This window comes from Pseudomonas sp. BB438, assembly GCF_057180225.1.
Genome location: NZ_CM170001.1, coordinates 2078175 through 2096693, shown reverse-complemented (window position 1 = coordinate 2096693; position 18519 = coordinate 2078175). Strand labels below are relative to the sequence as shown.

Annotated in this window: 10 protein-coding genes; 3 read left to right on the top strand and 7 right to left on the bottom strand. The window is 59.1% G+C overall.

Annotation, left to right across the window (positions count from 1 at the left end):
* The 4 genes from modA to AC1ZV1_RS09805 all read right to left on the bottom strand — a co-directional run bounded on the left by modA (position 1) and on the right by AC1ZV1_RS09805 (position 3878).
* On the bottom strand, positions 1–756 hold the full coding sequence (gene modA / locus AC1ZV1_RS09820) for a molybdate ABC transporter substrate-binding protein (protein ID WP_484296541.1): 756 nt from the start codon (positions 754–756) through the stop codon (positions 1–3).
* Positions 757–987: 231 nt separating this feature from the next.
* Positions 988–2613 carry an ATP-binding protein gene (locus AC1ZV1_RS09815; protein WP_484296540.1) on the bottom strand — a complete coding sequence of 542 codons (1626 nt, stop codon included), beginning with the start codon at positions 2611–2613 and terminating at the stop codon, positions 988–990.
* Entirely contained in the window at positions 2613–3170 is a 558-nt protein-coding gene (locus AC1ZV1_RS09810) for a GNAT family N-acetyltransferase (protein WP_484296539.1), read from the bottom strand. Before AC1ZV1_RS09810 ends, AC1ZV1_RS09815 begins: the two co-directional genes overlap by 1 nt.
* Before the next feature lie 3 nt (positions 3171–3173).
* Positions 3174–3878, bottom strand: a complete 705-nt coding sequence (locus AC1ZV1_RS09805) for a response regulator (RefSeq protein WP_484296538.1) — start codon at positions 3876–3878, stop codon at positions 3174–3176.
* Between the two features lie 784 nt (positions 3879–4662).
* Here AC1ZV1_RS09805 and AC1ZV1_RS09800 point away from each other — a divergent pair.
* Together AC1ZV1_RS09800 and AC1ZV1_RS09795 are read left to right on the top strand one after the other, a co-directional pair.
* Positions 4663–7551, top strand: a complete 2889-nt coding sequence (locus AC1ZV1_RS09800; RefSeq protein ID WP_484296537.1) for a ribonucleoside-diphosphate reductase subunit alpha — start codon at positions 4663–4665, stop codon at positions 7549–7551.
* 335 nt (positions 7552–7886) lie between these two features.
* A complete protein-coding gene (locus AC1ZV1_RS09795; RefSeq protein ID WP_081518061.1) occupies positions 7887–9134 on the top strand; it encodes a ribonucleotide-diphosphate reductase subunit beta in 1248 nt (415 codons plus the stop codon).
* Positions 9135–9501: 367 nt separating this feature from the next.
* Here AC1ZV1_RS09795 and AC1ZV1_RS09790 read toward each other — a convergent pair whose 3' ends face one another.
* Positions 9502–12642, bottom strand: a complete 3141-nt coding sequence (locus tag AC1ZV1_RS09790; RefSeq protein WP_484296536.1) for an autotransporter outer membrane beta-barrel domain-containing protein — start codon at positions 12640–12642, stop codon at positions 9502–9504.
* Between the two features lie 333 nt (positions 12643–12975).
* Here AC1ZV1_RS09790 and AC1ZV1_RS09785 point away from each other — a divergent pair, with 333 nt between their 5' ends.
* Positions 12976–15579: an Ig-like domain-containing protein gene (locus AC1ZV1_RS09785; RefSeq protein ID WP_484296535.1), complete on the top strand. Its 2604-nt coding sequence runs from the start codon at positions 12976–12978 to the stop codon at positions 15577–15579.
* A gap of 1084 nt (positions 15580–16663) precedes the next feature.
* Here the strand turns inward: AC1ZV1_RS09785 and AC1ZV1_RS09780 are convergent.
* Together AC1ZV1_RS09780 and AC1ZV1_RS09775 are read right to left on the bottom strand one after the other, a co-directional pair.
* Positions 16664–17680: a hypothetical protein gene (locus AC1ZV1_RS09780; RefSeq protein ID WP_484296534.1), complete on the bottom strand. Its 1017-nt coding sequence runs from the start codon at positions 17678–17680 to the stop codon at positions 16664–16666.
* A gap of 9 nt (positions 17681–17689) precedes the next feature.
* Positions 17690–18439 carry a fimbrial biogenesis chaperone gene (locus AC1ZV1_RS09775; RefSeq protein WP_484296533.1) on the bottom strand — a complete coding sequence of 250 codons (750 nt, stop codon included), beginning with the start codon at positions 18437–18439 and terminating at the stop codon, positions 17690–17692.
* Between the last annotated feature and the right edge of the window lie 80 nt (positions 18440–18519).

Below are 18519 nucleotides of genomic sequence, written 5' to 3'. Positions count from 1 at the left end.
TCAGAGTTCGTAACCGTAGGACTTGATCACCGCGGCGGCCTTCGGCCCTTTCAGGTACTCGACCAGCGCCTTGGCAGCGGCACTGTCCTTGCCCTTGTTGAGGATCACGGCGTCCTGGCGGATCGGGTCGTGCAGGTCAGCCGGAACGATCCAGGCGGAACCGCTGGTCACCTTGCCATCCTTGTAGATCTGCGACAACGCCACGAAGCCCAGCTCCGCGTTGCCGGTGGAGACGAACTGGAAGGCCTGGGTGATGTTCTGGCCTTCGACGATCTTGCCGGCAACCTGGTCCTTCAGACCGAGCTTGTCGATCACCTGGGTGGCGGCCAGGCCGTAGGGCGCCGCTTTCGGGTTGGCGATGGACAGGTGCTTGTACTCGCTCTTCTTCAGGACCAGGCCCTTGTCATCGACGTAGCCGTCTTTCGCCGACCACAGCGCCAGGGTGCCCACGGCATAAGTGAAGCGTGAACCGGGGACGATTTCCTTCTCTTCCTCGAGCTTCTTCGGCGTGGTGTCGTCGGCGGCGAGGAAAACCTCGAACGGCGCGCCGTTCTTGATCTGGGTGTAGAACTGGCCGGTGGCGCCGTAGGCGGCGACCAGCTTGTGGCCGGTGTCCTTCTCGAAGTCCTTGGCGATTGCCTGGATCGGCGCGGTGAAGTTGGCGGCGACGGCGACCTGCACTTCATCGGCCAGGGCCGAGTGCAGAGCGAAGCAGGAAGCGACCAGCAGGGAAAGACGTGCGAAGCGGTGTTTCATCGTGAGGCTCCAGTGGGTGTTGTTTTGAGCGTCGGCCCGGCGGATGGAAAGCACCTGCATGCGATCGCTATAATAAAAATTACATAACGATACTGCTGACTATGCAATACCCCGCAAGGGATATCAGTTTCGGCCAGAACATCTCATCGAACGGAACGGCAGTGGAACGCAGCGGCGAAGACCATCAATCGGCGATGGCACCGCAGCATTCTGCAATTTTTGACTTCAAGGTCAAATACTGTCGTCGACCTTGGGCGCCTGACGGCGTGGCCACATCAAGGTGAAGCACGCGCCACCCAGCACGTCGCTCTTCGCGATCTGCGCGCGGCCACCGTGCCAATGGATGATGCGCCGCACGATGGAAAGCCCCAGACCGTGCCCACCGGTAACTCGCGCACGACTGTCGTCAGCACGGAAGAATGGCTGGAACAGCCGATGCCACTGCGCTTCCGGCACACCGGGGCCGTCGTCTTCCACATCCACCTGGCAGCGATCCACGCTCACCCGATAACTCACCCGCACCCGCCCTTCGGCGTAGCGCAGTGCGTTGGTCATCAGGTTCTGCAGGGCACGATGCAGGTAACGCGGCTCGGCCTCGATCCAACTGCCCTGGTCGAACGGCACCAGCGAACCCGGCTCGCAGGTGACGGTGATTTCCCGGCGCAGCGGGGCGATTTCCGAGACCACCTGCTCGACCAGCGCGCCCAGTTCGATGCGCTGGTAGCTCAGCGCCGGCGAGCCCTGCTCCAGCCGCGCGTAGGTGAGCATCTCATCCACCAACTGGTCGAGATCCTGGATGTCACCGTCCATGCCTTCCATGTACTTGCGCCGCGCCGCTTCGGTCTCGGCGGACTCGATCATCTCCAGCCCGAAGCGCAACCGCGCCACCGGAGTGCGCAGCTCATGAGACACCGCGCGCACCAGCTCGCGCTGCACCGTCAGCAGCAGGTGCAACTGCTCGGCCATGTGGTTGAAGGCGCCGGCGAGACGCCCCACCGAGTCCGCGCCGCGCACTTCCACGCGGGTGTCCAGGCTGCCGCGGGCGATGCGCGTGGCGGCGGATTCGAGACTGCGCAGACGCTGCTCCAGGCCGCTGATCAGCAGGTACAGGGTCAGGCCGATCAGGGTCAATGCCACCACCACGATGATCGTCAGCAGTTGCGGCGGATAGGGGTTCATCTGGTAGATCGGCCCCAGCTCCAGCACCCACGGCGTGTCGAGGATGCCCGAAAGCACGCGGATCGAGTCACCGCCCTTGCCCAGCGCCATCACCGTATCGCCCTCTTCGACGCGGCGGTTCTGGTCGTCGTCCAGGTCGACCTCCTTCAGGCGCAGCAGGTGCACCTCGAAGCCGAAGCGCTTGTCGCGGACGATGCGCGCCAGGTGATAGGGCTGCTCGCTGGCCGGGTAGCGCTTGAGCTCGTCCATCAGCAGGTAGATGGTGGCACGCGCCAGCTGTTCGCTGACCTGCTCCACCTCGCCGGTGAGGATCAGCCCTTCCGCCGCGCTCACCTGAGTCATCACCTTCACTTCATGAGGCGCGCCAGCCTGCACCAGCACCTGGTCGTTCATCAGCCTCGCACGGCCACGCCCCTCCATGCCCAGGGCGTCCAGGCTGGTGAGCTTGAGCGGAATGCCCAGCAGGCGGCTCCATTGGCTCAGCGCACGCTTGCGATCCACCTCGCTCATGGGCAGCAACTCATCCGCCATCAGGCGGAAGGTGCCGCGGGCCAGGTCCTCGCGATAGCGTTCGCCGCGTACGTCGTTTACCAGGTGCAGCGTCAACACCGCGAGCGCGGCGACCGCCACCAGGGTCAGCAGCATGCCGCCATAGATGCGCAGGAAGATGGATTTCATCAGGGTGACTCTGCCGCCGGGGCGAGCAACCCGTAGTAATCCAGGCTGAGGAACGCGCCGTTCTTCATCTCGCACTCACGGCGCCGGCCTTCCAGCGTGAACCCCTGGCGCAGCAACAGGCGGCCGCTGGCGAGGTTCTCCGGCTCCACCTCGGCCTCGATTCGGTGGACGTTCATTGCGCGAAAGGCGTGGCGGAAGATCAGCGGCAGGCATTCGCCCATCACGCCCTGTCCCCAATGCTCGGGCAGCAGCCAGTAGCCCAGCTCCAGACGTCGATGTTCCTGTTGCCAGTTGTTGAAGCCGCAGCCGCCGACGATTTCTTCGCGGGCATTCGGTCGGCAGATAGCCCACCAGATGCCGCTGCCCTCCTTATGGATGCGCTCGAACCACTCCGTCTGTTCGCGGGTGGCTTCCAGCGTTGCGTACGAGACACCGTAGTAGCGGATCACCTCGGGATGCGACAGCGCGCGGAATACCGCCGGCTGATCGGCATCGGTGAAGGCGCGCAGGTGGAAGCGCTCGCCGTGCAGCTCGGGAAATGGTGGCACGGCGCTCACGACTCAGAGCTCCCCGACGAACAGGTAGCCCTTGCTGCGCACGGTCTTGATCAGGCGTGGGTGCATCGGGTCGTCGCCAATCTTCGGGCGGATGCGCGAGATACGCACGTCGATGGAGCGGTCCTGGCCGTCGTACTCGATGCCGCGCAGGGAGTTGAAGATTTCCTCGCGGGACAGGATCCGCCCGGCGTTGGCCGCCAACAGCCAGAGCAGGTCGAACTCGGCGCTGGTCAGCTCGATGGTCTGCTCCTCCAGCCAGGCCTCGCGCATGGCGTTGTCGATCACCAGCTTGCCGAAGGTCAGGCGCTTGCCCGCTGCTACCGGAGCGGCTTCGGCCGGCTCACTGCGGCGCAGCAGGGCGCGAATGCGTGCCAGCAGCACACGGGGGCGCACCGGCTTGCAGACATAGTCGTCCGCGCCCATCTCCAGGCCCTGCACCTGGTCCATGTCGTCGGTGCGCGCGGTGAGCATCAGGATCGGCCTATCGTAGTCCGGGCGCAGGAGCTTGCAGATGGACAGTCCATCCTCCCCCGGCAGCATCAGGTCGAGTACCACCAGGTCCGGCCGCTCCGCCAGCACCCGCTCCACCGCCTTGCCGCCATGGGACTCGATGGACACCGCCAGGCCGTTGCTCTCCAGGTAATCCTGGGTCAACTCGGCCAGTCGCTGGTCGTCCTCGACGATAAGAATGCGCGCTTCTTGTTCCACCTTGCCTCCTGATGCGCCATGAGCGAGCGCGGGCTCCTTACTATAGAAAGCCCACCGATAGAGAGCCCGCAAAAGCGGCCGGCATTGTAGCCAGAATGCCCGCGCTGCCGCACGCCAACGGCGAAAACAGGCATTGGCTGAAAGGTCAAGGCCTGCTGCGGCAGAAACACTACATATTGTGGTACTGTTCCCGCCCCTGCAGCTCGCTTGATGCGTGTGAAAAATCTGTCACCAGCCACGACGAACGGTGAAAGGCAGACAGCATCAGGGATAGCGCGAGTTACCCCGCTTCACCCACATTCCATGCACATTTTATCCACAGCTTTTCCCCTTCCTCCCGCCTTGCAAACACCCCCATAGCGCATTATCTTGTATCCCCGTTGCGGCATACCCCTATATCTTGGGGTTGCCACCACGAACCGGACACAAGAAGAAAATCGAAATCCCGAGCCTGTTCCACGGCTCCTCCGGTTCCACCACAACGTATTCCAGACGTACTGATGTGCCACGCGGGCCCACCCGCAAGGAGCGATTCATGTCGATGGAAATGCGGTACGGGTGTTGCAACGTAACGTTCAACACCACTAGGTATTGTGGTCCCGGCCCGTAAAGCCGGCACCCGAGTTGGGCCAGGGAGGCGCTTCGGGTCATTCCCCCTGTTCCAGAAGAATTCCAGCTTGCGGCTGCAATCGCGAGCGACTGCTCTTTTTTGCTCTTTGTTTTTGAGAATGGCGCCCCTGGCGCCGGCAACAAACCCATTACGAGAACGTGGAGACAACCACCCATGCAAATCGACACCACTCGCGAGAACCCGCAGGCCAACGCGCCGCAGGCCGCCGAATCCGCACAGGATCTGGCTGCCACCGCGCCCGGCCAGCTGCGCGTGATCAAGCGCAACGGCACCGTAGTTCCCTACACCGATGACAAGATCACCGTAGCCATCACCAAGGCGTTCCTCGCCGTGGAAGGCGGCACTGCCGCCGCCTCGTCGCGCATCCATGAGACCGTGCGCCGCCTGACCGAACAGGTCACCGCGACCTTCAAGCGCCGCATGCCCTCCGGTGGCACCATCCACATCGAAGAGATCCAGGATCAGGTCGAACTGTCCCTGATGCGCGCCGGCGAGCAGAAAGTCGCCCGCGACTACGTGATCTACCGCGAAGCCCGTGCCAACGAGCGCAAGACCGCCGGCACCGCCAGCGACATCGCCCAGCCGCACCCGAGCATCCGCATCACCAAGGCCGACGGCAGCACCCAGCCGCTGGACATGGGCCGCCTGCAGACCATCATCCGCGAAGCCTGCGAAGGCCTGGCCGAAGTCGATGGCGCCCTGATCGAGCGCGAGACCCTGAAGAACCTGTACGACGGCGTTGCCGAGAAGGACGTCAACACCGCCCTGGTGATGACTGCCCGTACCCTGGTCGAGCGCGAGCCGAACTACTCCTACGTCACCGCCCGCCTGCTGATGGACACCCTGCGCGCCGAAGCGCTGGGCTTCCTGGGCGTCGCCGAGAGCGCCACTCACCACGAAATGGCCGACCTCTATGCGCAGGCCCTGGCCGCCTACGTCGAGAAAGGCTCCGAGTTCGAGCTGATCGACAGCAAGCTCAAGGAATACGACCTGGTCAAACTGGGCGCCGCGATCAACCACGAACGCGACCAGCAGTTCACCTACCTCGGCCTGCAGACCCTGTACGACCGCTACTTCATCCACAAGGACGGCATCCGTTTCGAACTGCCGCAGGTCTTCTTCATGCGCGTGGCCATGGGCCTGGCCATCGAAGAGAAGGACCGTGAAGCTCGCGCCATCGAGTTCTACAACCTGCTCTCCTCGTTCGACTACATGTCGTCGACCCCGACCCTGTTCAACGCCGGCACCCTGCGCCCGCAGCTCTCGAGCTGCTACCTGACCACGGTTCCGGACGACCTGTCGGGCATCTACAACGCCATCCACGACAACGCCATGCTGTCCAAATTCGCAGGCGGCCTGGGCAACGACTGGACGCCGGTGCGCGCGCTGGGTTCCTACATCAAGGGCACCAACGGCAAGTCCCAGGGCGTGGTTCCGTTCCTGAAAGTGGTGAACGACACCGCCGTCGCCGTGAACCAGGGTGGCAAGCGCAAGGGCGCCGTCTGCGCCTACCTGGAAACCTGGCACCTGGACATCGAGGAATTCCTCGAGCTGCGCAAGAACACCGGTGACGACCGTCGCCGTACCCACGACATGAACACCGCGAACTGGATTCCGGACCTGTTCATGAAGCGCGTCTTCGACGACGGCAAGTGGACCCTGTTCTCCCCGTCCGAAGTACCGGACCTGCACGATCTGACCGGCAAGGCCTTCGAAGAGCGCTACGAGTATTACGAAGCCCTGACCGAGTACAACAAGATCAAGGTGTTCAAGGTCGTCCAGGCCAAAGACCTGTGGCGCAAGATGCTCTCCATGCTCTTCGAGACCGGCCATCCGTGGCTGACCTTCAAGGACCCATGCAACCTGCGCAGCCCGCAGCAGCACGTGGGCGTGGTCCACAGCTCGAACCTGTGCACCGAGATCACCCTGAACACCAACAAGGACGAGATCGCCGTCTGCAACCTGGGCTCGATCAACCTGGTCAACCACATCGTCGACGGCAAGCTGGACACCGCCAAGCTCGAGAAGACCGTGAAGACCGCCGTTCGCATGCTCGATAACGTTATCGACATCAACTACTACTCGGTCCCGCAGGCTCGCAACTCGAACCTCAAGCACCGTCCGGTCGGCCTGGGCATCATGGGCTTCCAGGACGCGCTGTACCTGCAGCACATCGCCTACGGCTCCGACGCTGCCATCGAGTTCGCCGACAAGTCCATGGAAGCGGTGAGCTACTTCGCCATCCAGGCTTCCTGTGACCTGGCAGACGAGCGCGGCGCCTACGAGACCTTCGACGGCTCCCTGTGGTCCAAGGGCATCCTGCCGCTGGACTCGCAGCAGATCCTCATCGAAGCCCGTGGCCAGAAGTACATCGACGTCGATCTGACCGAATCCCTCGACTGGGCGCCGGTCCGTGCCCGCGTCCAGAAAGGCATCCGGAACTCGAACATCATGGCCATCGCGCCGACCGCGACCATCGCCAACATCACCGGCGTATCGCAGTCCATCGAGCCGACCTACCAGAACCTGTACGTGAAATCGAACCTCTCGGGCGAATTCACCGTGATCAACCCCTACCTGGTTCGCGACCTCAAGGCCCGCGGCCTGTGGGACCCGGTCATGGTCAACGACCTGAAGTACTACGACGGCTCCGTGCAGCAGATCGAGCGCATCCCGCAAGACCTGAAAGACCTGTACGCCACCGCCTTCGAAGTCGAGACCAAGTGGATCGTCGACGCCGCCAGCCGCCGCCAGAAGTGGATCGATCAGGCCCAGTCCCTGAACCTCTACATCGCCGGCGCCTCGGGCAAGAAGCTCGACGTGACCTACCGCATGGCGTGGTTCCGTGGCCTGAAGACCACCTACTACCTCCGTGCCCTGGCCGCCACCAGCACCGAGAAGTCCACCATCAACACCGGCAAGCTCAACGCCGTGTCCGCCGGCGGCAACGAAGGCCTGCAAGCCGCCGCGGCCGAGCCGCAGCCGGCTCCGGTCCCGCAAGCCTGCTCCATCGACAACCCGGACTGCGAAGCCTGCCAGTAATGGAGTAAGCGGTCCTCGGAACGGTCCGCGCGTCGTTGCCCGGCAGATCGGCCCCCATCACGTACAGTCGTACGCTCAGGGGCTCCGACCTACCAGGCGCCTAGCGCGGCCTCGCTCCGAGGCACCGCCAGAGCTCCGCAGCTTCAAAGCCCCTCTCCCTTCGGAGCGGGGCACGTAGTCAGGGCTAGGGAAAGGGGCTCTTTCAGGCCCCTGCCCTCGCAGAACAACAGCCTCCTCCGTCGCGAACGGAAGACGCACAAGCTCTTAGCGTGCACACCACGCCATCAGACATCAGGCCGCCACAGAGCCGCCCACAGAACCAGGAGAGGAAGCCCATGCTGAGCTGGGACGAATTCGACAAAGAAGACGCCACCGAAGCCAAGGCCGCCCCGGCCGTCGCCCAGGCCGCTGCGCAGAACGCTGACAAACTCGACGCCGACGCCGCTGGCTCCGTCGAAGAAGCACGCGCCGTATCCGCCGACGACTCCGACGCCGTCGCCCGCGCCAAGCAGGCCCTCGACGCCCTGGACATCCAGGAGGGCCTGGACGATCTCGAAGGCTCCGCCGCCCGCGTACAAGTCGGCGACAAGCAGATGATCAACGCCCGCGCGGACCTCAACCAGCTCGTACCCTTCAAGTACGACTGGGCCTGGCAGAAGTATCTGGATGGTTGCGCCAACCACTGGATGCCCCAGGAAGTGAACATGAACGCCGACATTGCCCTGTGGAAGAGCAAGGACGGCCTCTCCGAAGACGAGCGCCGCATCGTCATGCGCAACCTCGGCTTCTTCTCCACCGCCGACTCGCTGGTTGCCAACAACCTGGTGCTGGCCGTGTACCGCCTGATCACCAACCCCGAGTGCCGCCAGTACATCCTGCGCCAGGCCTTCGAGGAAGCGATCCACACCCACGCCTACCAGTACTGCATCGAGTCGCTGGGCATGGATGAAGGCGAAATCTTCAACATGTACCACGAGATTCCTTCGGTCGCGAAGAAAGCCTCCTGGGGCCTGAAGTACACCCGCTCGATCTCCGATCCGAAGTTCGAAACCGGCACCCCGGAAACCGACCGCCAGTTCCTGCGCAACCTGATCGCCTACTACTGCGTCCTGGAAGGCATCTTCTTCTACTGCGGCTTCACCCAGATCCTCTCCATGGGCCGCCGCAACAAGATGACCGGCACCGCCGAGCAGTTCCAGTACATCCTGCGCGACGAATCCATGCACCTGAACTTCGGCATCGACGTGATCAACCAGATCAAGATCGAAAACCCGCACCTGTGGGATGCCCAGATGAAGGACGAGGCCACCCAGATGATCCTCCAGGGCACCCAGCTGGAGATCGAATACGCACGCGACACCATGCCGCGCGGCGTACTGGGCATGAACGCGGCGATGATGGAGGACTACCTCAAGTTCATCGCCAACCGCCGCCTGACCCAGATCGGCCTCAAAGAGGAATACCCGGGCACCAGCAACCCGTTCCCGTGGATGAGCGAAATCATGGACCTGAAGAAGGAAAAGAACTTCTTCGAGACTCGCGTGATCGAGTACCAGACCGGCGGCGCGCTGAGCTGGGACTGACGGAATCAGTCGTCATTTTTCACGATGAATTGGAACAGTTTCACTTCAACGTGAAATCAACGCACCACCTGAGTGCGGAGTGTAACAAGCAAGAACCTTGGAACCGCCAGGGATGGCGGTGAAAAGGGAGCAGTCGAAAAGGCCGGTGTGCAATGCGCACCGGCCTTTTTTGTTTGTCCGCCATTCCGCTGATTAACGCAAAACACCAAGCCTGCTTAAGCGAGCTTGGTGTTTTGCAAATGAAGCTGGAACCTCGGACCAGGACATCTGAAACCAAAGGGCACACTGTCAGTGCATGCTCCCCGAGTGGAGTCGCTCGACAGCTGAATCAACGCCCCCCACGCCGAAATGGCCCAGGGCGGCTCGACTACCAGAGATAACGAATGCCGAGGTTGATAGCCCATCGCTCTTCGACTTCATCACCTTTGGCGTGCTCCGCGTCCAACGACACCTTGGCCTTGTCGCTTACCTGCAGCACACCACCAAGCCCAACCTCGACGCGCGAGCCGTTAATCCGGTTCTCCAACTTGTAGCCGTTCACCTTGACGGTGCTGTCCCCTTCGAACTCGTGCACATAAGACAGCTTGGCATACGGCTGGGCGTTCATACCGTTGTCGAGCTTCAAACTCTTGCCGAACAGCGTACCGACTCGTCCCTGAAGGGAGTCCGCATCGCTGGAGTCAACCTCGAGGCCGTTGCTCGTCGTGTAGCTGGCACCCTCGGTATGGGTGTACGTCAATTCGGCCTGCGGCTCGACAAACCAGCCATTCTGCAGCTTGATGTGCCTGCCAACTTCAAGGTCGGCACCGAAGCCATCCGTGTCATACGAGCCTTTGACCCGCTCACCGGTGTTGGCCAGCGTCTTCACCTTGTTGCGCATACGGTTGTACTTGGCCACCGCATCGACGTAATAACCGCTGTCATCCAGCCAGGTGGCATAGGCCCCGAGCAACTGGCTGTCGATCTCGCCACTGCTGCCGTCACCGTAGTTCTGTTTGGACGTGGCCCCACCAACCATGCCACCGACGTAGAGCTTGCTCCCGTCCATCACGATCGCCGTGTCCGCGCCGATTTCCAGGCCCTGCACGTCCTGATCGAAATCACGGCTATCCCCATTACTGATTTCGAAAGACTTGCCAATGCCGCGTGACCAGACACCACCATTGTCCTCGCCCAGGCGCAGCTCGCCCAGGCGCTTCACCAGCGCGTTCATCTGTGCGCTCCACAAGTTGCTGGTAGCAGCCAGGTTGCCCAGCGCAGCGTTGGCACCTGCGGAAAGGGTTTGCGGGCGAGGGTCGATACCCGGCTGAGTGGGGTTCCCAGGATTGACGGGACTGACCGGCTCCACCGGGGTCACCGGATCAACCGGCACCACAGGATCGGTCGGGGTCATCGGGTCAGTCGGGTCGACCGGATCCACAGGGTCAACCGGCACCAATGCGGTATTGCGCAAGACCCAGTCGTTTCCTTGCTGCTCGAGACGGTAGCGGAATGCGCCGGCGTCCACGTAAGGGCGTCCGGTCAAGGCAAAGCGTCCGGCGCCGCCGTTACCATCGACTATCAACAGTTGACCGTTTTCAGCATTCGGCTCACGCCCTGAATCGGCAATGAAGATGCCGTGGTTGCCTTCAATACTGCCGAGCACGCGCAACAGGTCGCCCCGCTCCCCTGCCAGGTCAGTGTTCATGACGAAGTTGCCGTTACCGCTCAGGTCACCTTCGAGGGTCAATGTCTTGAACCCGGAGTCCGCCTCGAAGGCTACGGTACCGTTGTTGCTCAAATGAGTCAGGCTGGAGTCGGCGGTCACGTTCCAGCGGCTCTCTTCAAGCAGACTCAAGTGGTCGAGGCCGTCGACCTGCCCCGTCAGGGTCGAGTGATCGAGAGATAGCTGCGTATCTCCGGTGCTGGCACCCGCAACATGGATATCGCCGCTGAGCGTGCTGTTCAAAGCCGTAACATCGACGGCGGCGTGGGCGATCGAATTGCCGCCGATTACGTTCTCGTTGACGTCCAGAAGCCGCAGACCGCTAACGGACGCATCTTCCAGGCTGAGTTGAAGCGCCCCACCGCGCACTGCGATAGCGCTGCCCTGCATGGCGCTCAAATTGCCCTCTTTGAACTCAACCTGATTGACTTGAGCACCCGCGCTGGCAGCAGACAGTAACGCAGAGCTGTTGGCGCCTTCGGCAACCGCTTGCACATCCTTCAGTGTCAGTTTGGCGGCGTTGGAAACCACCAATGCGCGCGCACCGGCGCCGTCGGAATTCACAGTCAAATGATTCGCCACCAAGTCCCCGCCAGTAGCAGCGTACAGGCCGATGCCGCCGCTGTGCGTCGTCACATTGCCCATATCCAGACTGACTTTGCCGTTGCTGACAGCGAATACCCCGGCGGCAAGGTTGTCGAGCGTAATCTTGATGTCTGTCGCATCAACTCTGGATGCAGCACCTTCGCTATACAGGCCATGGGATTGGGACCCGCGGGTCGTGATGTCCACCTTTCTCAATGTGGCCGTGCCGCCGCGGCTGGCGATACCCAGTGCGTTGTCGCCGGATGTTTCGATGCTGACGCCGCTGACGTCGGCCTGGGTTGAAGCAGCCAGCCATATACCGCTGGCATTCTGACCATTCGTTTCGATCTGGCTGTCCTTTACCGTGGCGCTGGCGTAACCGTTAACGTTCACACCGATGGCAGATGTCCCGCGAGTAGACAGCCGGCTGCCAATGATCTCCGCAAACGCCAAGTTCGCAGCGTTCTTCCCCATCAACAGGGCGCCGTTTGCCTCACGTCCCTGGGTGCTGATGCTACTGCCGACCAGTTGGACCGAACCACCTTGGTAGACCTTAACGCCGACGCCTGAATCAGCACTCGTCGTGACTGCAACGCCATCCAACTCGACTCGCCCCCCGTTGTCACTCTGGGCGCCATAGGCACCCAATTTGGAGGTTGAGATAGAGCTCTCACCGCCAAGCTTGATCAGCGAACCACTGCCAGTCGCGTGTAGGCCAAAGGCATTACTGCCCTCTGTCGTAATCTCCGTATCGGTGAGAATGGCAGTACCGCCACCGCTGGCCTTCACGCCATACGCGCTGGAGCCGAGGGTGTGTAGCGTCAGTAGGTTACCCGTCAGCTCCCCCTGCGAAGACAGGGCTACTGCCGAGTTGCCTCGAGTCGTTACGGTCGAGGAAAGGATTTCCAGGCTGTCGCCCAGCACAGCCGTGACGGCAGGCACATAGGCAGTGCTGGTGTCGATGGTCTGACCAATGATGACCGTGCCAGGTATGGCGCGAAGTGCGGCACCCGCTCTCTGCAAGTCAGGCGCCGCCAAAGCGAGGCCCGCCGCCGATGGTGAAGTGCTCTCTTCATCTGCGTTGGTCAGAGTGACATCCAATGCCTGAGCTTCGGCAACTCGTAATTTGACCATGCCTGCCAGTAGCAGACTGATGACATGGGCCAGTTTATTGCGGCGAATCTGTTCTAACAGGGGAGTGGGAATTTGATCTTTCATGGATGAGGCTCCAGCAAATTAAATTGCTGGAATTCTGGTTAATTAGCACGTGCGACCCTATTGGATAATTCCATAGCTAGTGTAGGAATCCTCCCAGCGTTGGCTGCTTACACCAGAAAAACCCAAATCAAGCCAAAACCTTACTCTGCAAACTTACTTCTCACTTTTCATTAGAGGCAGGCCAATCGTCGTCGCTTCATGTTGCGATCCCTATTTTCACATTAGGGTTCGCGCGCCCGGCTACTTTCTGACAAGAAGGATCGACAAAAATCCGGGTCGATAGCATCGAGTGTGCTATTCGCATGTATTTTCAATTTTATTAAGTACTGAAAAATGAACGCTGAAAACTCTTCGAACCTTACCTCCGACAATGACACCCAGAACATCCTCTCGCAGCAATCACTGACAAAGCCGGATGCCGGGAGTGTTGCACACGCAGCAAGCATTACACCGACCATTACCATTACACACGGCTATGACAACGCTGGCTCGAAGGTTGGCGACTTCACCAGCGGCTCAACAATCGACGACACCACTCCGGCACTGTTTGGTCAGACGACGCCCAAAGGCACCGTGAGGATCTATGTCGATAACGTCTCGAAGGGCTATGCCACAGCCGACGCGTCGGGAAATTGGACCATCACACTGAGTGGGCTGAGTAATGGCTCTCACACCATCCGAGCCGAGCTGCTGAATGGCTTTTCCAAGGTCGCAACCAGCGAGGACTTCATCATCAACATCGGCGTTTCGGCACCGATCATCACCGCGGTGCTGGATGACGCGGGCCACGTCAAGGGCCACCTGGACCAGAACGACTGGACGGATGACCTGCGCCCGGAGTTGACGGGCGCCGCCGAACCGGGCCACTTGGTAAATATCTACAATGGCGCCACGCTGCTGGGCAACACCGTGGCCAACGCATCGGGCGTCTGGCGCTTCACCCCCGAGTTTGATCTGGGTTTGGGGACGCACAATCTGGTGGCACAAGCCCAGGACGCGAACGGCATCATCAGTGGCCTGAGCAGTCCATGGTCAATCACCGTTGTCTCTCCCGTGAGCATCAGTCACGGCTCCGACAGCGCAGGTGGCATCGTTGGTGACTTCACCAGCGGCGAAACAATAGACGACACCCGCCCGACGATTTATGGCCAAGCTACCCCCAATATTTCTCTGAGAATTTATGTAGACAGCGTCTGGGTGGGCGATACCACGGCCGACCACTCGGGGAACTGGAGCTTCAAACTGAATGGGCTGAGCAATGGCTCGCACACCATCAATGCCGATCTCATGAATGGCTCGGTTCTGGTCAGCCGGAGCGATGACTTCGTCATCAAGGTTTCGGTGCTGTCGGTGCCGGAGCCGATCATTACCGCGGTGCTGGATGATGTGGGGGCCGTAAAGGGCCCTCTGGAGCAGAACGCCTCGACCGACGACGTTCGACCGGAACTGACGGGGAAGGCAGAACCGGGTCACCTGGTGAAAATCTACGACGGCGGGACCCTGCTGGGCAGCACAATGGCTGATGAGTCGGGACTCTGGCGCTACACGCTCGAGTCCACTTTGAGCGAAGGCAAGCACAGCCTTGTAGCCGAAGCCCTGGATGCCGTAGGCAATATCAGCAACAAGAGCAACGCTTGGACCATCACCGTCACTACCGCTCCTGTAAGCATCACCCATGGCTACGACAGCGCGGGTGCCACCAATGGTAACTTCGCCAGTGGCGCAACGGTGGATGACAATACTCCGACGCTGTATGGCCAAGCCACGCCCAATGGTTGGGTGGATATCTACGTGGACAATGTGAAGGTAGGTTCTCGCATTGCCGACGCTTCAGGTAACTGGACCCACATGCTGACAGGTTTGAATAATGGCCCGCATACCATCCGGGCTGAACTGGTAAAAGACTGGGTCACGGTCGGCAAGAGCGAGGAGTTTGTCATCAATGTGTCGGTGGTGTCTGTCCAGCCCCCTGTCATTACCGCAGTGCTGGATGATGCCGGCACCGTGAAAGGGCCTCTAGCGCAAAACGCCTCTACCGATGACGTACGTCCGGAACTGATGGGAACAGCTGAGCCAGGCCGAATGGTGAAGCTATATGATGGCACCACCTTACTGGGTAGCACCGTGGCCGATGAGTCGGGATTCTGGCGCTACACGCTGCAGTCGGACCTGAGCCACGGCAAGCACAATCTGGTAGCCGAGGCCCTGGACGCGATAGGCAATACCAGCGAAAAAAGCATCCCGTGGGCCATCACCGTGGGCACAAATACCTCGGGGGTGAGTATTACGCATGGCTATGACAATGCAGGCGCTATCGTCGGCAATTTCAATAGCGGCGCGACAGTGGACGACACCACCCCGACGTTGCATGGCCAGGCCACGCCCAATGGAACGCTCTGGATATATGTCGACAACGTCATGAAGGGCCAAATCAAAGCCGACGCTGCGGGAAACTGGAGTTATACCTTGAGCGACCTGACCGAAGGTTCACATAGCATTACCGCCTCGTTGGTGAATGGCTGGGCTATGGTCGCCAAGAGCGCAGAATTCGTCATCAACGTGAACACCTCATTGGTGCAAGCGCCGGTCATTACTGTGCATGAAACGACCGACCTTACTGATTCGGGCGTAGGGGCCGGCAGTGCGGAGCTTCATCTCCATTCGCCAGCCAATAGCGGCATCTTGAGCCTGTCCATCGCTGATGTACTGGAAGTGGGCGAGCAGGATCTGTTCCAAACCACTGATGGCATGCAGATTTCAGCGGCAGACGGCGACAACCACGAGCTGAACAACGCAGTATCCAGCAGCCTGGACGCAATCAACTGGGATAACTCGGGGAATGCAGGTAGCGGCAACGCGGTGTATACCAACTATCAGCACTCCTCCCTGGATACACAATTACTGACCCAGCAAGAGCTGATGGTGAATATCGGATGATGCGCTGAAAATCGATCTATAAAAAATGGGCGCACCAGGCGCCCATTTTTTTGATCACAGGGAAAGAACAGCAATGCCAGCGCCTCTCTGTCTGATATTTAAAATTTAGGATCGCTCTCCGAGTTCCTTCACACTTGGTTCAACGTAACCCTTGCAACGTAGACATATCTCTCGATTTAAGATTCGAGCCCCCTCGTACTCCAGCAGAAGAGTCTTCGGTGCACGCAGGAACTCCACAGACACACCCACGCAATCAGCCATTTTGAAAGAAATAGGTCCTGTCCGCGAAAGCCATGAAGGTGGGTTTCTCACCGTCCGGGAACAATCACCTTACGGAGCCCCACCCGCAGCGGAACGCCACATGGCCAATGTCATTTGCGCAACGAGAAAACCGGAACCTTGCAAAAAATTTCGGTCACATCTGGTCGCGAAGACCCTAGCAAACCATTCGCGTATCAATAATCAGGCGGCGTTGATCAATACGTACGGTTGCAGCACTTCGTTTCGCGCCACGCAAGTGCTTGGCTCTACAGGCGCCAGCCTGATTTCGACGTTTAGAAGCTTTCGCTGTCTTAAATGCCCAGTCTTTCCTTGAGAAAACGGAGATTACGCCGAGACCGCTCACAGGAAATGCAGAAAATTCTGCGAATTCTTGATATATCTAAAGAAGCCGCCGGTGCCTATGCGTAACGTCGAACCTGCACAACGAATCATTCGTGCAACGCTGTCAGGTCTTGCTGTCTTTTCCACAATTTTAGTTTATGCCGACAGCCTGAACGTGACGGGACACATTCTGCCCAGCAGTTGCGCTAGTGAGCAGTCCACGACTCCTATGTCATTCCGCCTGAACGCCTGCCCGGTGCAAGCTAGCCGTGCACAAATCGAAATACTCCTTTTCGGCACTCAAACGCCCCCACCTACGATTACTCGAATCTAGGATAAATCGCACCACTCGCGATTTCTCTCATTCTTTTCAAATAATCGAAAAATCTGTGAGTTTTTCAAAGGAGCGGCTTTACCTGGTATCCGTCATTATCCATGAGCGCTATTTCTCTCTGACTGCGGAGGGGTGCAAAGCTCCACCTCAGGGGGTAGAGACAGTCACAATAACAGAGGCAGAGTACTCGCCATACTGGATAGGCTTCCCTGGCAATAGGGTAGGGAAAAACCTGGGTCTGAAACTCGCTCCATTATTGGCGTACGGCACATTGATTGCATTTTCGGCGCCGAGCAGAATAGGGTTTCCGCTCTCGTCCTGAATTCCAACTCCAATACTTGGCAATGTGGACTGAACAAAACGCGGAGTGGCACGAAGACCATCAAAAAAATACTTCAAGCTAGACGTATACCCCTCCGGAATACCCGTACAATTTACCGATAAATCCAGGGATTTTGGAGTATAACCAACCGGGGGCACACCTTCACGCAAGCTGCCAGACCTGACGGATTCCAGTTCCAGTGTTAAATTGCTCCCTGCATTGAATGTACAGTTGGCAGCCGCTTGAATATCCAGATCCATATAGACCTGGGTAAAGGGCTTACCACTCGCATATGGCTTAGTCCCCCAAGCTGCATACAGAGTAGCCACAAGCCCGCTGTAGCGAGTACGCCCCAACAAGCCCCCTCCCCTGCTCTCCAAGTAGACCGATGCAAGATTCCCGGACGCACTAAATGACACGCTATTCGTCCCCACCGTACAGCTTTCAGCTGTGGTTCCGGCATGAATAAAAGGAACAGGAGCGTCGGGTATATTGTAAACCTTCATTCTTACGATCGCCCGGAGTTCCGGACTCAAGATCAGGTACCCATCACTATCAACCGGAAGGGCAGAGACGGCCTGAAACCAATACACCTGCTTACCCGTTGCAGCTTTAGCGGCCGAACAATAGCACTGCGCTGTGAATCCTTTACCGCTATAGTTTTCCGTAGAAATACTCTTCTGCCCTAATCCAACCGAGCGAGACAGAGTATACGTATTAGAATTCTCGCTCCAGCAGGCGCCATCATCCTCAACGGCTTTGGCCGAGGGCAATGTAAAGGCTGCCAAAGAGCCAATAAAAATGGCGGCGAGAAGCGGTAGATTACTTGCTTCGAGCTTCATATAAACCTGCTATTTAAGCTTAAACAGCTGTTGATGATATATCCCAAGATCATCTATCCAGCGGCAAATAATTTCACCACCCTTCATGGATGACGATGCAATCCCCACCATCTCGAAATCAGCACTACCATATGGAGGAATTACCTTTATTTCCGAACTTGGGTACTCCTCGCCGCCTGCTTTCAAGATCACCTGAGGCACGGTAATATAGTAAGGAGCTGGATTTTTAGCGCGAACAGTGAATTTCTCAGAAGAACTTTCAAGACTCCACACCAATCCATTCACAGCGTCTTCCAACGTGCCCTTCAAGTGACCGGGCCGGTAGAGAACCTTCACTCGGTTACGATAGGCGACTTTAACTCTAGCGGTCTCTACCCCTACTGTTTTCTTGGCTTCTTTGGGTATGCCCAGCACATTCAGCCAGAATAATGACTCTCTATTTGTCGGAAGAGGGGGGCCGACAAACCGCAGCGAAACACTCTTCTCTTCTCCGCCTTTCATGACAAACATGGGGGGTGTGATGAGAAACGGCGCTTTGATAGTGTTAGGCGACTCAGCTGCATCTCCCGTATCGATCCAGGCCTGAACCAGTGAGTCTTCTTCTCCACCGTTAGCCAGTTCTATTGTCAGGCTATCTTCCGACGCGGGGTAGATAAACCTGGATTTCGAAAAATTGATGACAGCCTGAGCCTGCCCCGGATGAGAGAGCACAGCTATTAGAATCGCCAGGGCAACTCGCGCGACGCCTACTTTTAACATAACGAGTTCTCCCTACTGGTCCAAGTGCTCAATCAGGCAGAAACTCCCTACCTTAGTAGGCACTCCTATACTCATTCCCA